We start from the raw sequence: 13,098 nt of genomic DNA on the forward strand, positions 1-13,098 counted from the left end.
CTTCCTCTCAGGCTGTCTTTTCGGCGTCCATCTGCTCGAAAACCTGTTTGGCGATTTTGATCGCGTGATTGGCGGCCGGAACACCCGCATAGATCGCCACGTGCAAAAGCGCTTCGCAAACATCCTCGCGGCTGGCGCCGGTATTGGCCGTAGCGCGAACATGCATCGCAGTCTCGTCATCCTGCCCCAGGGCTGCCAGAAGCGCGATCGTTACGATCGAGCGCTCGCGTTTCGTGAAGGTTGCGCGCGACCAGACATGTCCCCAGGCAGCCTCCGTAATCAGGTCCTGAAACGGCTTGTCGAAAGCCGTCGAGCCTGCTTCGGCGCGATCGACGTGGTCGTGGCCGAGGATCGCGCGGCGGGTCGCCATGCCCTGCCGGTATCGTTCGGACGGGATTGAGGCTTCATTCATGGGCTTAGTTCTCCATGCAAGGCGAAATCGATGAAGGCGCGGATGACGGCGGTAAGCGCCTCCGGTTGTTCGACGCAGGGGATGTGACCGGCATCGCGGATCGTTTCAAACCGGGCGTTCGGGATCAGCTGCGCGGTGGACCTCACCAGGTCCGGTGGCGTCGAACCGTCCTGATCGCCGACAATGCAGATGGTGGGAACCGCAATCTTGCCTGCGGCCTTTGTGAAATCGGCATCGCGGATGGCGCCGCAGGTTGCCGCATAGCCTTCGACGTTCTGGCGGGCAAGCATGTTGCAGTAGCCTGCATAGGCCGGATTTTCCGGGCGGCGGAAGGCAGGCGTGAACCAACGCTCCATCACCGCATCGACGATGCTGCCGATCCCGTTATTTTCGACCGCCTCGATGCGGGCGTTCCATGTTTCGGCTGTGCCGATCTTATGTGCCGTATCGCAAAGGATGAGGCCGCGCACGAGATCCGGGCGCTGCTGGTAAAGCGACTGCGCGATGAGCCCGCCGACCGAAAGGCCGCAGATGAAGGCCCGCTCGACCTCAAGCGTCGCCAGGAGGCCGATCAGGTCTGAGGCATGATCGTCGATCGAATACGGCAACTGGCCGACATCCGAAAGACCATGCCCGCGCTCGTCGTAAAGCACGATTGCAAAATCACCTGCCAGCCGCACGATCACATCGCGCCAGATTCTGAAATCCGTGCCGAGCGAATTGGCAAAGACAATGACCGGCTTGTCGGCAGGGCCACCAATGATTTGATAGTGGATCGTGACATCGTTGACGCGGGCAAATTGCACGGAACTTCCTCCTGACACGAAATTGAATGTTTAATTCGGTTAGGTAAAATGATATTTCGTGGCTTTCCGATAACTTGTGGGTTATGTGACCAATGATCGACAGCCGTATCAAGTTTCGCCATCTACAGACCTTTGTCGAGGTTGCGCGACAGAAAAGCGTCATGAAGACGGCTGAACTCCTGCGTGTCAGCCAGCCTGCGGTGACAAAGACGATCCGCGAACTGGAAGAGGTGCTTGGCGTTGCGGTTTTCGAGCGCGACGGGCGCGGCATCAAGATCACACGGTACGGTGAGGTGTTCCTGAAGCATGCGGGCGCGGCGCTGACGGCGCTCCGCCACGGGCTCGATTCCGTCACCCAGGAGCGGGTGGGCGATGCTCCGCCGATCCGCATCGGCGCGCTTCCGACGGTTTCGACGCGCGTCATGCCGCAGGCGATGGAGCTATTCCTCAAAGAAAATACCTGGAGCCGCATCAAGATCGTGACCGGGGAAAATGCGGTGCTTTTGGAGCAGCTTCGGGTCGGCGACCTCGATCTTGTCGTCGGACGCCTTGCAGGAGCGGAAAAGATGGCAGGCTTTTCCTTTGAGCATCTCTATTCCGAGCAGGTGGTGTTTGCCGTCCGGGCTGGCCACCCGCTGCTGAAAACCAAACAGTCGCCCTTTGGCGCGCTTGCGGATTACACAGTGCTGATGCCGACGCGGGCCTCGATCATCCGTCCTTTCGTGGAAAGTTTCCTAATCGCCAATGGCGCACCGAACCTGCCGAACCAGATCGAGACGGTTTCCGATTCTTTCGGCCGCGCCTTCCTGCGGTCAAGCGACGCAATCTGGATCATCTCGACTGGCGTTGTGGCAGCCGACATCGAGGACGGCGTGCTTGCGGTACTGCCGATCGACACGAGCGAAACGAAAGGGCCTGTGGGTCTGACGATGCGCACGGATGCCATCCCCTCATTGCCGCTATCTATTCTGATGCAGACGATCCGGGAGGCCGCGCGCGAGACTTCCGCAAGATGAAGTGCCAAGGATGTCGGCCGACACTGATCGGGCCGCCGCCCACGCACGGACTGGTTAGCCGCGAGCGTGTTCTTCAATCGAGCCCTCGGCTGTTCTTGTGGCGACGAGGGGCCATGTTGCGGTCGACGCTATGCAATCTGCTTGACACGACGGAGACGGAGAGGCCGACGGTGGGGCTACCTCTGCTTGAAGCCCTTTCAATGACGTGCATTTATGAACGCACCAGAGATCGCGCGATGTCCGGCATCGCTCGGATGGATTTGATCAGCTGAGGCCAAGACGCCGTCGCCATGAGCTTTCATGCTCTCGTAAACAGGTGCATAGAAGAGTGAGAAGCGTCGCGCCAGCATGCGCACGACCTCGACATAACCTTCGAAACCGGTTCGCGTCTGGCCCATGAAGCCGGCGCTACCGACCAAAAACCCGGCATCGGGGATGTAAGGCGGGCTGCCGATTGCGAGCCGCTCACCGTGGCCGGCTTCGATCAGCTTTTCCAGCATCCGCGCATAGTCGCGCGTGAAATTCCGCACATTCATGGTCTCCGGCGCCGCCGTATAGCGGGCGTCGTTGTAGCCGTAGAGGATCAGGATCGCATCGCGATGCGGCCCAGCCAGAAGAGCCCGTTTGAAGCGGCCGAGCCCATTGTCCGGCCGCGGCTTGCCATCCGCAAGGCGTGAGCCCTGCAACACGGTACCTGGAACCGCGTGGTTTTGGATCGGCAAGCCGTCGACCTCGGCTGCGAACAGAGGAGGCCAGGCAAGATGCGGCTGGCTGGCGTTCAAGCCGGCCGTGATGCTGTCGCCGAACACGCGGATGTTGGAAATTCCCAGCGATTTCAAGTGGTCCCCGAATTGCATCGACGCTCCCTCGTTTTCCCGCTTGACAGCAGGCCATCCAATCTTGTTTATACGTATTAGCAGCTAATACGTATTAGCAGTCAAGAGGGGACGGGAGGGATTGGTGTGACAGGCAGTAAGCGCTTGACTCAGCACGATATTGCGAAACTAGCCGGCGTCAGCCAGGCGACCGTCTCGCTTGTGCTGAATGGCGCTCCCGCAGCAATGGCGCGCATCCCGCAGGACACCCGCGAACGTGTGCAGCATGTCATCCGCACGACGGGTTATGTGGCCGACCCGATCGCCCGGCGCATGGCCAAGGGCCTCAATCGCATTCTCGGCGTCTTCACCTACGAACCAGCCTTCCCGAGCGAGCAGGCGGACTTCTTCGCGCCCTTCCTGCTCGGCATCGAGGAAGAAGCGCAGGCGCAGAACTACGATCTCCTGCTTTTGACCGGCGCCGGTGTCGGCCGGGAACGGAAGATCTTTGCCGACGGCAACCGGCTGAGGATCGCCGACGGCTGCCTTGTGCTCGGCCGCGAATTCGATCGCGCCGAACTCAAGCGGCTGGTTTCTGGCAATTATCCCTTCGTGGCGATCGGCCGACGTGAGGACGCTGGCGGACCCGTTCCTTACGTCGGCGGCGATTACACGAACGGCACGCGGACACTGGTCGAGAAGGCGAGGGCGTTGGGACACGAGAAGCTGGCTTACGTCGGCCCCAGTGGATCGGCCGAATCGGTCGCGGACCGCTGGCGCGGCTTTGCAGACGCGAGCACCGCGGGCGCCGAGCTGGTTTTGCATGTCGACGAGGTCGGTCGGCCGGCCGGCGAGACCCTCGATGTCATCGTCGCGAGCGGCGCGACTGCCGTCTTCTTCATCGAACTGGCGGATGCGGTGCGCGTCGAGGCGGCGGCTCGCAAGCGCGGCCTTACCGTCCCCGAAGATTTCTCGGCAATCGTACTCGGCAGCCATGTGCGCGCCGAGCGCAGCCATGTGCAGTTCACCGCCTTCGACATTCCTCGCGAAGAAATGGGGCGGCAGGCGACCGCCATGCTGGTGCGCCGAATAGAGGGTGCGGCCCCGATCGAACAAATTCTTCTGACCTGTGAACCGGTCGAAGGCGAGACGCTTGGTCCCGCCCCTTTCGGCTCTGCAAAGAAACGGATGTGAGAACGTGACATACATGCCTGCGAAAGAGATGCGAGCGGATATTCTGGTGGTGGGCGGCGGCCTCGGCGGTGTAGCGGCGGCACTTGGTGCATGCCGGGCGGGCAAGAGCGTCATTATGACCGAGGAATTCGACTGGATCGGCGGTCAGTCGACCAGCCAGGCCGTGCCCTCCGACGAGCATACTTGGGTCGAGCAGTTCGGCATCACGCGCTCCTATCGAAAGCTGCGCAATGGCATTCGCCAGTATTACCGCGACAACTACCCGCTGACCGAAGCGGCTCGGGGCTGGGGCGATCTCAATCCGGGCGGCGGCTGGGTGAGTCGCATCTGCGCCGAGCCGCGGGTGAGCCTCGCGGTGATGGAAGCGATGCTGATGCCCTATCGTGGCGCTGGTCGTCTCAAGGTGCTGCAGCCCTATAGACCGGTCACGGCTGATGTCGATGGCGATAGGGTTCGCTCCATCACCGTCCGCCATCGCGATACGGGCAGGGAGATCGTCATCGCTGCCAATTACATCCTTGATGCGACCGAACTTGGCGATCTGCTGCCGATGACCGGCACCGAGTATGTGAAGGGTTTCGAGGCCCAGTCCGATACGGGCGAGCCTAATGCACCGGCAAAAGCCCAGCCGGACAACGTCCAGGCGGTGTCGGTCTGCTTCGCCGTCGATTGCGTGGATGGCGACCAGACGATCGACAAGCCGGAGCACTACGACTACTGGTGCAAGTATCAGCCGCATTTCTGGGGCGGCCCGCTGCTTGGTTTCACTGCGCCGCATCCGCGCACGCTGGAATTCACGACCCGCTCGTTCACGCCGAATGTTGACGACAATCCGCTGCTGGTCGATGCCGACCAGCGCAAGGGCGGTGGCGACGAAAACCTCTGGCTTTTCCGCCGCATCGCGGCACGCCGCAATTTCGTGCCCGGCTTCTACGAATCCGACATCTGCTTCGTGAACTGGCCGATGATCGACTACATGGACGGCACGATCATCGACGTTTCCGAGGAGGAGAAGGCGAAGCACCTGAAGTCGGCCGCCGATCTTTCTTACTCGGTCTTCTACTGGCTGCAGACGCAAGCGCCGCGCGTCGACGGCGGGCAGGGCTATCGCGGCCTACGGCTCCGCGGCGACATCACGGGCACCGAACATGGCCTCGCCATGGCCCCTTATGTCCGCGAAAGCCGCCGCATCAAGCCGGTAACGCGCGTCGTCGAACAGGATCTTTCTTATGCTGTACGCGGAGGAAAAGGTGCCGTGAGCTATCGCGACAGCGTCGGCATCGGCATGTATCGCATCGACCTTCATCCCTCGACCGGCGGCGATAACTATATCGATGTGGCGTCCTGTCCGTTCGAGATCCCGCTCGGCGCGCTGCTGCCTGAGCGGATGAAGAACCTCATTCCGGCCAGTAAGAACATCGGCACCACCCACATCACCAACGGCTGCTACCGTCTTCATCCAGTCGAATGGAATATCGGCGAAGTGGCCGGCATGCTCGCGGCCTATTGCCTGGAGAAAGGACTGAAACCTCACCAGGTCCAGGAAAACGACGAGCATCTCCGTGACTTCCAGCGAGAGCTCACCCGTGAGGGCATTGAAATCCGCTGGCCGGACATCGCGGCCTACTGACCAAGCAAACCGATCTTAGGAGGAGGAACGGGAATGAATTATCACAGGACACTGAAATCGCAGGTGGCGGCGCTTGCCGTTGCCGTGCCGCTTGCCATAATGCTCCCTTGGGGCGGCATCGCCAACGCACAGGATGCGGTCAACCTGCGAATGACCATCTGGAGCGCCAACGAGGCGCATCTGAAGCTCTTCAACGAGATCGCTGCCGGGTTTAAGAAGGACCATCCGAACGTCACGGTGACCTTTGAGTCGCTGCCGTTCGACACCTACACCACGGCGCTGACCACCCAGATCGCCGGCGGCAATGCGCCGGACATGGCCTGGATCTTCGAGACTTCGGCCTATGACTTCGTCAATTCGGGCGCGCTCTATCCGCTCACCGATACACTCAAGGCGACGCAGGGCTACAATCTCGACGAAGTGAGCGCCACTGCGACCGAACGCTGGGCGAAGGACGGCAAGTTCTACGCCTATCCTTTCTCCACCTCGCCGTTCGCGATGTTCGTCAACAACGACGTCATCAAGGCTGCCGGTGCGAAGACGCCTGCCGAGCTCATCGCCGCCGGCCAATGGACCTGGGACAACGCGATCGCCACAGCTTCAGCCGTGGGCCAGAATGGCAAGGGCGGCCTGATCGTCCGCGACTTCAACTACCAGATCTGGCAGAATCTCGCCTCCATCTGGAACGGCTGGGGCGCTTCCCCCTGGAGCGCCGACGGCAAGACCTGCACGATGACGGAAAAGCCGATGGTCGACGCGCTGACCTTCATCCATGAGGCGATCTTCAAGAAGAAGGCGATCCCGGGTCCCGGCGAAAACGTCGATTTCTTCGCCGGCAATGCGGCGATGACGATCACGCAGATCAGTCGCGCCTCGCTGCTGCCGAAGGACAAGCCCTTCTCCTGGGATCTGGTGCCGCTGCCGAAGGGACCTGCCGGTGACTATGCGCTGATCGGCCAGGCCGGTATCGGCGTCATGCAGACCGGCAAAAACGCCAAGACGGCCGCCGAATTCGTCGCTTACATGACGAGCCCGGAAAACTCGGCCAAGCTCAGCCAGTTCTTCCCGTCGGCCCGCAAGTCGCTGCTCAATGCTGAAGTGCTGAAGAAGACCAATCCGCTTCTGAGCCAGGAGCAGATCGACAAGGTCGTCATCTCCGGAATTGTAACGGGCAAGGTCATCCCCGGACACACCGGCTTTGCGCAGATCCAGCAGGCCGTTCGTTCCGGCCTCGATGCCGTCTGGCGTCCGGATGCGGATATCCCGGGCGCGCTCCAGAAGATCTGCGGCCAGATCGGCCCACTCTTGAAGCGCTAAGGGAGTGTAAGATGGCTGTCGCGCAAGATCGCGCAATTGCGGAAGACCGCTCCTCATCGCCGTTCTGGACGGTTGCGCGGCGCGACAGTCTCGCTGGTTTTCTCTTCATCGCCCCGCAGCTGATCGGCATCGTCGTCTTCGTGCTGATCCCGCTTGGGCTCGTCTTCTGGTATTCGCTGCACGAGTGGAACGTGCTTGCCAATACCTTCACCTATACGGGCGCACAGAACTACTGGATGCTGATCGAGGATACGAACCTCCTGGAAGTCCTGGGGGCGACCGCGATCTTTTCCGCCGGGCTCGTCGTTTTCAACCTCTCCCTGGCGCTCCTGCTTGCGGTTCTCCTCAACCAGAAGCTCGCAGGCATCGCCATCTTCCGCACGCTGTTCTTTTCGCCGGTCGTCGTCTCGCTGGTTGCCTGGACAATTGTCTGGGGGTTCCTGCTTCAGAAGAATGGCGGCATCAACGGCGTACTGCAGGTCTTCGGCATCGAAGGGCCGAACTGGCTTCGCGAGGAAACGACCGCGATGATCTCCGTCATCGTCGTGCAGGTCTTCAAGAATGTCGGCCTCAACATGATCCTGTTCCTGGCGGCGCTGCAGGGCGTGCCGAACGAGCTCTACGAGGCTGCGCGGATCGACGGCGCGCCGCGCTTCAAGCAGTTCCGCCGCATCACCCTGCCGCTGATCAGCCCGACGATGCTCTTGACCTCGATCATCACCATCGTCGGATCGCTGCAGGTTTTCGCGCAGATCGCGGTGCTGACCCAAGGCGGCCCAGGGCTTTCGACGACGGTGCTCGTCTATTACCTCTACCAGCAGGCCTTCCAGTTCCATTTCTTCGGCTATGGCTCGACGCTGTCGATCCTGCTCTTCGCGATCGTCGCCGTGCTGACCTTCGCCCAGTGGCAGATGCGCAAGAGGATCGTCTTCTATGAAAGCTGAGTTCTCCCCGCGCATGAAGGTTTTTCTCTACGGGTTGATGTGCGTGCTGCTCATCCCCTTCGTCTTTCCGACCTGGTGGATGGTGACGTCTTCGGTGAAACCGATCAGCGACATCTTCGCCTTTCCGCCGCAACTCGTTCCGGCAAGCTATGACTGGACGACCTACCGCAAGGTTTTCGAGCTGCAGCCTTTCGTGCAGCAATACTGGAACTCGGCCTATATTGCCGCGGTTGTGACGGTCGGCACGATGATCGTCTCCTCCATGGCTGGTTACGCCTTTGCGCGCATTAAATTTCCTTTCGCTAACACGATCTTCATGATCGTGCTGCTCGGGTTGCTTATCCCGTCTGAGGTGACGATCGTGCCGCTTTTCCAGATGTTCCTGAAAGCCGGCATGGTGAATACCCACTGGCCGCTGGTCCTTGTGCCGATCTTCGGGGCGCCGAGCGTCTTTGCCACGTTCGTCATGCGGCAGTTCTTCGTGACGCTGCCGGCGGAGCTGGAAGAGGCGGCACGCGTCGACGGCCTCGGCCGCTTCAAGATCTTTCGGAAAATCGCCCTGCCGCTGGCGAAACCGGCGCTCGCCTCAGTGGCGATCTTCACTTTCCTCCATTCGTGGAACCTGTTCCTCGAACCGATCGTGTTCCTGTCGAGCGCGGAAAAATTCACCCTGCCTCAGGCGCTGACCCAATATACCGACGCCTATGGCGGTCCGATGTGGAACATCCAGCTCGCCGCCGCGACGCTGACGGCGCTCCCCGTTCTCATCGTCTTCATCATCGCGCAGAAGCAATTCGTCGAAGGGCTCGCGCATACCGGCCTCAAGGGCTGAAGAACCGGAAACCTGATTGATGGCTGAAGTTACCCTTTCCCGTGTCCGCAAGAGTTATGGCGCCGTCGACATCATCCACGGTGTCGATCTCGGCATAAGCGACGGCGAATTCGTCGTGCTGGTCGGTCCATCCGGCTGCGGCAAGTCCACGCTTCTGCGCATGATCGCCGGGCTGGAAACGATCACCGGCGGAGATATCAAAATCGGCGGGCGTGTGGTCAACGACCTCGACCCGAAGGATCGCGACATCGCCATGGTCTTCCAGAACTATGCGCTTTATCCGCATATGACCGTCGCGACCAATATGGGCTTTTCGCTGGAACATCGCGGCACAGGCAAGGCCGAGATCGCGGAGCGGGTGAAGTGGGCGGCGGACATTCTCGGCCTGTCGCATCTGCTCGATCGCTATCCGCGCCAGCTTTCCGGCGGCCAGCGCCAGCGCGTCGCCATGGGCCGGGCGATTGTCCGAAACCCACAGGTCTTCTTGTTCGACGAACCGCTGTCGAACCTTGATGCGAAGCTCCGGGTCGTCATGCGCGGCGAGATCAAGAGCCTGCACCAGAAGCTCAAGACCACGACCATCTATGTCACCCATGACCAGGTGGAGGCCATGACCATGGCCGACAAGATCGTCGTGCTGAATAGCGGGCGGGTGGAGCAGATCGGCGCCCCGCTCGATCTTTACGACCGGCCCGCCAACCAGTTCGTGGCAGGTTTCATCGGCTCGCCGGCCATGAATTTCCTATCCGGCACGATCACCTCGACGGGTTTCGCCGCACCCGGCATACTGCTGCCGCTTCCGCAAGCCGCCCACGAGTTCAGTGACCGCAAGGCGGTTTACGGCATCCGGCCTGAGCATTTTGTTCTCGACGACAACGGCGTGCCGGCGGAGGTCGCGCTCGTCGAGCCGATGGGTTCGGAGACACAGGTAACGATGAAGCTCGGTGAAACGCAGGTCAAAGGCGTCTTTCGCGAGCGCGTATCGCTCTCAACCCGCGCAACGATCCGCGTCCGTCCGGAACTCGCCAATATCCACCTCTTCGCAAGTGGCGGCCAGCGACTGAACTGAGGTTTCGTCCAAGCCGACTTACCCGGAAGGTTTCTTACGAGGAGACGCCGTCGTAGGAATGACGCAGTCCACCCATAACACCGTCGGACTAGCGGGCCAGGCGGTGACCACCGCTGGCTGCGATCAAGGCTGATGAGACACAATTGAGTGTTGTTCAACGCTGCATCGAAATGGCCAGACCGACAACAATATGAGCGATGAGAAGACCTAGACCGAAGATCTGCGTCAATGTGAAGTGCGGTTGCGCCGGACTTATACGGACCATACAATCTTTCCCGAAAGCTCCTTCGAAGCAGCATTGTCGAGCATGGCATCCGCCGGGGTTCTGCTTCGTGGTCTTGTCTTAGAGCGTCTTCAGCCGCTTGGAGAGCGGCAGGCCTTCTGTGGACTATCATCGGCGAAAAGGTGTGGGCGCTGCGGGCCAACATCGATTTCGCCAAATGCCGGGCGAATGATCCTTCGGCGAGCCGTGAGCGCAATGGCTAGATCGAGGATGGTGGCGCTGGTCACGGGCGGCTATCGTGGCCGATCCTTGCACCAGACTTCCGGTTAATGAACGCGTTGGCATGGCAGCGGCGTTCATCTCGCGTGAGGCAACATAGGACGCTGCCCCTGGCTTGGCGTCAATTTTAAGTTGGGAGGAGGACGTGGTAAAAGCGAGCTTTAACGTTGCAAGGAGATGGTGCTTCCCAGGTTGGTGGGCCGCCACAGCGTTGGCGGGTGCCACCGCCCTTGCATCAGTCGCCGTTGCCGACACGATTGAACCGTTAACGGTAGCCGTTGCCAATTTTGACTTTAAGGACACGTCCGGCGAAGCTGGTCACCAGCTCGGCGACCACGATGCTCGGTTGACGGCGTTTGTCTCAACCCTACGCGACAGTCTCTCGAAACGTAGCAAGATCAGCATCACTTCGTTGGCTTGCCAGAATGGGCGGTGCACGGCGCGCGAACCGGGGATCGCGCAGCTTTCGAAAGAGGCGAAAACGGCTGGCGCGAATTACTTGCTGATAGGCGAGATTCACAAGATGAGCACCTTGGTGGGCTGGGCGAAGTATGTCCTGTTGGACATCCACACCAACAAGCCCACCTGCGACCGGTTTATAACGTATCGAGGCGACACAGGCGAAGCCTGGAACCGTGCTGCAAGATTTGTGGCAAATGACATTGAAAATAACTGCATTCCGTGAGGCAGTTGTTGCGACCGCGGATCGGACCGTCGAGGTGCCGAAGTCTAGGCGTTTAACTGTCCCTCGATCATCACCTGCATCTCGGTGCTGCGTTCGCTCAGCGCGTGCGGCGGCCTCTTTCATGCCGACGGGGCCTCAGACATTGGTCCCGAACTATGATTGAATGAACACTAGATCGTTCATAGCAACATCCGTCTTGAGCTGCAACGACTAGAATGAGCTGTCGCACTTCGTCGCCAACCAATCGAAAAGTCGACCGAAGGATGGATGAGATTGAACAGCCCCCGCGGGTCAACTCGTGTGCTTCTCGATGCTGTTAGCCTCCATCGGCGGTGGCCGCGGCTTCACGAAGACTCCTCGTCAATTGCTCGCTGTCGCCCGACAGGAGTTGACCATAGACGTGGAGCAAGGCGGCAAGGGCGATGACAATGACGACGGCCGCCACGCTCCAGCCACTTTTGCCACGGGTGGATCCATCGTCCTTCATTGCAAACCTCCTTTGACAGTTCTTCCGGCACGCCACCCCAATGCCGGGCAGTGAATGACGTTCCCGATCCGGGACCACAGTCTGAAATTCAGAAGGACTTTGGACTTGGTTTTTCATGGGGCCAAAGTCCGATCGATCTGGGACCGAAGTCCGACACAGGAGATCGGGCCGGCGCGCTAGCGGAACAAAAAAGCCATCCAACGCTTCCCTTATTCATCAGAAAGCGGAGAATGAAGATGACGTACGACCCTAACAATCCGAACGATCCTAATCGCACAACGATCCCGAACCCCGATCTGGACCTCCGCACGACACCGGTGGAGCACGCCCGATCCAGCGCATGGGTGGGCTGGGCCGCCGCCATTGCAGCGATCGCCGTGATTGCGGTTGCCTACACCCTGTGGAGCGGTGCTCCGGATACAGATCCGCAGCCCACGGCATCCACGACGAATTCTGAGCCAACCCCTGGTCCGGCAAAGCCGATGGCACCAGCTGATAACAACGCGACGCCGGCACCGGCTACGCCGCCGGCCTCTCCCGCGCAGCAGTAGTATCGGCAGATAAGGAGGCGTTCAAAATGATGAGAAAAATTGTCCTTGCGAGTGCCTTCGTTGGTGCCCTGGCATCTTGAACAGCGACGGAGAAGGGAACGGCCATTGGGGCCGGCACCGGAGCAGTTATCGGCGGGGCCGTCAGCAATAGCTGGGAAGGTGCTGCGGTCGGAGCCGTCGCCGGCGGCGTCGCCGGCGCCCTGATTGGCCGCTCGACCGAACGTCGCCGCTACTGCGTGTATCGAGATCGCTATGGACGGACCTACGAGGCGCGCTGCTAATACGGCGGAATCGCATCCACCCAACAGATAGAGCTGGCTCTTTGGCAGATGGCGGCCCATTTAATGTTTTTGCGGCCTTTGCCCAGGAACGTGTCGCGCCAGGTGTCGCAGCGTGGGGTAAAATGCTGCGGCGCGCACGCCCACCCAACCCCTCGTCCCGCGATGCCAGTGGCGCACCAGGGAGATAAAGCGAGATCGGCCGGATTTCATAGACTGCGGAGGGATTGGCGCGGCGCAGGTCGCGCGCTGCGGCGACGGCTGCCTCAAGCGTTGGATAATCCACGACGTAGAAGCCGAGCAATTGCTCCTTGGTTTCAGCAAAGGGCCGTCGGTGATCATGCCGGCACCCGTCCCCCAAGCCGCGCAGCCGATCCCAAATGCTTCTCCTCGACGAGGCGATCATTGACCTGGAGCAGTTCGCTCATCAGCGCCGCATCCTCCTCTTTGGTCCAGGATTCGACCACTTTCTCTTCGTGATAGGCCAGGATGGCGTAAAGCATGGAATGTCCTGTGCGCCCGTCATTTTCCTCAAGGTCTGTCACCGGTCTTGCTTGAGC

At 60.5% G+C, this 13,098-nt stretch carries 13 protein-coding genes and 2 pseudogenes; 10 read left to right on the forward strand and 5 right to left on the reverse strand.

What is annotated here, in order from left to right; genetic code table 11:
- Positions 1–7 precede the first annotated feature (7 nt).
- A complete protein-coding gene (gene pcaC, locus QA644_RS25255; protein ID WP_283073759.1) occupies positions 8–412 on the reverse strand; it encodes a 4-carboxymuconolactone decarboxylase in 405 nt (134 codons plus the stop codon).
- Positions 409–1,218, reverse strand: coding sequence for a 3-oxoadipate enol-lactonase (pcaD, locus tag QA644_RS25260; protein ID WP_283073760.1), 810 nt, complete (start codon positions 1,216–1,218; stop codon positions 409–411). The genes pcaC and pcaD overlap by 4 nt, the downstream gene beginning before the upstream one ends.
- 92 nt (positions 1,219–1,310) lie before the next feature.
- On the opposite strand from pcaD, the gene pcaQ reads away from it, so the two are divergent.
- A complete protein-coding gene (gene pcaQ, locus QA644_RS25265) occupies positions 1,311–2,234 on the forward strand; it encodes a pca operon transcription factor PcaQ (RefSeq protein WP_283073761.1) in 924 nt (307 codons plus the stop codon).
- A gap of 197 nt (positions 2,235–2,431) precedes the next feature.
- Here pcaQ and QA644_RS25270 read toward each other — a convergent pair whose 3' ends face one another.
- Entirely contained in the window at positions 2,432–3,091 is a 660-nt protein-coding gene (locus tag QA644_RS25270; protein ID WP_283073762.1) for an SGNH/GDSL hydrolase family protein, read from the reverse strand.
- A gap of 105 nt (positions 3,092–3,196) precedes the next feature.
- Here QA644_RS25270 and QA644_RS25275 point away from each other — a divergent pair, with 105 nt between their 5' ends.
- The 7 genes from QA644_RS25275 to QA644_RS25305 all read left to right on the forward strand — a co-directional run bounded on the left by QA644_RS25275 (position 3,197) and on the right by QA644_RS25305 (position 11,222).
- Positions 3,197–4,243: a LacI family DNA-binding transcriptional regulator gene (locus QA644_RS25275; RefSeq protein ID WP_283073763.1), complete on the forward strand. Its 1,047-nt coding sequence runs from the start codon at positions 3,197–3,199 to the stop codon at positions 4,241–4,243.
- Between the two features lie 28 nt (positions 4,244–4,271).
- Positions 4,272–5,873 (forward strand): FAD-dependent oxidoreductase, encoded by a 1,602-nt coding sequence (locus QA644_RS25280; protein ID WP_283074022.1) that lies wholly within the window; start codon positions 4,272–4,274, stop codon positions 5,871–5,873.
- Between the two features lie 33 nt (positions 5,874–5,906).
- Positions 5,907–7,190, forward strand: a complete 1,284-nt coding sequence (locus QA644_RS25285) for a sugar ABC transporter substrate-binding protein (RefSeq protein ID WP_283073764.1) — start codon at positions 5,907–5,909, stop codon at positions 7,188–7,190.
- 11 nt (positions 7,191–7,201) lie between these two features.
- Complete coding sequence (locus QA644_RS25290; protein WP_074071602.1) at positions 7,202–8,134, forward strand: sugar ABC transporter permease; 933 nt, start codon at positions 7,202–7,204, stop codon at positions 8,132–8,134.
- Positions 8,124–8,966: a carbohydrate ABC transporter permease gene (locus tag QA644_RS25295; protein WP_283073765.1), complete on the forward strand. Its 843-nt coding sequence runs from the start codon at positions 8,124–8,126 to the stop codon at positions 8,964–8,966. Before QA644_RS25290 ends, QA644_RS25295 begins: the two co-directional genes overlap by 11 nt.
- Before the next feature lie 19 nt (positions 8,967–8,985).
- On the forward strand, positions 8,986–10,035 hold the full coding sequence (ugpC, locus tag QA644_RS25300) for a sn-glycerol-3-phosphate ABC transporter ATP-binding protein UgpC (protein ID WP_283073766.1): 1,050 nt from the start codon (positions 8,986–8,988) through the stop codon (positions 10,033–10,035).
- 647 nt (positions 10,036–10,682) lie between these two features.
- On the forward strand, positions 10,683–11,222 hold the full coding sequence (locus QA644_RS25305) for a DUF2380 domain-containing protein (RefSeq protein ID WP_283073767.1): 540 nt from the start codon (positions 10,683–10,685) through the stop codon (positions 11,220–11,222).
- 316 nt (positions 11,223–11,538) lie between these two features.
- Here the strand turns inward: QA644_RS25305 and QA644_RS25310 are convergent, their stop codons facing one another.
- Positions 11,539–11,709, reverse strand: coding sequence for a hypothetical protein (locus QA644_RS25310; RefSeq protein WP_167377989.1), 171 nt, complete (start codon positions 11,707–11,709; stop codon positions 11,539–11,541).
- Between the two features lie 236 nt (positions 11,710–11,945).
- Here QA644_RS25310 and QA644_RS25315 point away from each other — a divergent pair, with 236 nt between their 5' ends.
- Both QA644_RS25315 and QA644_RS25320 read left to right on the forward strand, forming a co-directional pair.
- On the forward strand, positions 11,946–12,260 hold the full coding sequence (locus QA644_RS25315; protein ID WP_283073768.1) for a hypothetical protein: 315 nt from the start codon (positions 11,946–11,948) through the stop codon (positions 12,258–12,260).
- A gap of 26 nt (positions 12,261–12,286) precedes the next feature.
- Positions 12,287–12,541: pseudogene (locus QA644_RS25320) on the forward strand (glycine zipper domain-containing protein).
- Positions 12,542–12,689: 148 nt separating this feature from the next.
- Here QA644_RS25320 and QA644_RS25325 read toward each other — a convergent pair.
- Positions 12,690–13,041, reverse strand: a pseudogene (locus tag QA644_RS25325) (YciI family protein); the annotation flags it as partial.
- Positions 13,042–13,098 lie beyond the last annotated feature (57 nt).

The sequence above is a fragment of the Rhizobium sp. CC1099 genome, from assembly GCF_029714385.1.
Lineage (GTDB): Bacteria > Pseudomonadota > Alphaproteobacteria > Rhizobiales > Rhizobiaceae > Rhizobium.

What these genes read in the sequence shown, in the direction of transcription:
- pcaC (WP_283073759.1), bottom strand. Translation starts at nt 412, where the DNA reads ATGAATGAAGCCTCAATCCCGTCCGAACGATACCGGCAGGGCATGGCG.
- pcaQ (WP_283073761.1), top strand. Translation starts at nt 1,311, where the DNA reads ATGATCGACAGCCGTATCAAGTTTCGCCATCTACAGACCTTTGTCGAG.
- QA644_RS25270 (WP_283073762.1), bottom strand. Translation starts at nt 3,091, where the DNA reads ATGCAATTCGGGGACCACTTGAAATCGCTGGGAATTTCCAACATCCGC.
- QA644_RS25280 (WP_283074022.1), top strand. Translation starts at nt 4,272, where the DNA reads ATGCGAGCGGATATTCTGGTGGTGGGCGGCGGCCTCGGCGGTGTAGCG.
- QA644_RS25285 (WP_283073764.1), top strand. Translation starts at nt 5,907, where the DNA reads ATGAATTATCACAGGACACTGAAATCGCAGGTGGCGGCGCTTGCCGTT.
- QA644_RS25290 (WP_074071602.1), top strand. Translation starts at nt 7,202, where the DNA reads ATGGCTGTCGCGCAAGATCGCGCAATTGCGGAAGACCGCTCCTCATCG.
- QA644_RS25295 (WP_283073765.1), top strand. Translation starts at nt 8,124, where the DNA reads ATGAAAGCTGAGTTCTCCCCGCGCATGAAGGTTTTTCTCTACGGGTTG.
- ugpC (WP_283073766.1), top strand. Translation starts at nt 8,986, where the DNA reads ATGGCTGAAGTTACCCTTTCCCGTGTCCGCAAGAGTTATGGCGCCGTC.
- QA644_RS25310 (WP_167377989.1), bottom strand. Translation starts at nt 11,709, where the DNA reads ATGAAGGACGATGGATCCACCCGTGGCAAAAGTGGCTGGAGCGTGGCG.
- QA644_RS25315 (WP_283073768.1), top strand. Translation starts at nt 11,946, where the DNA reads ATGACGTACGACCCTAACAATCCGAACGATCCTAATCGCACAACGATC.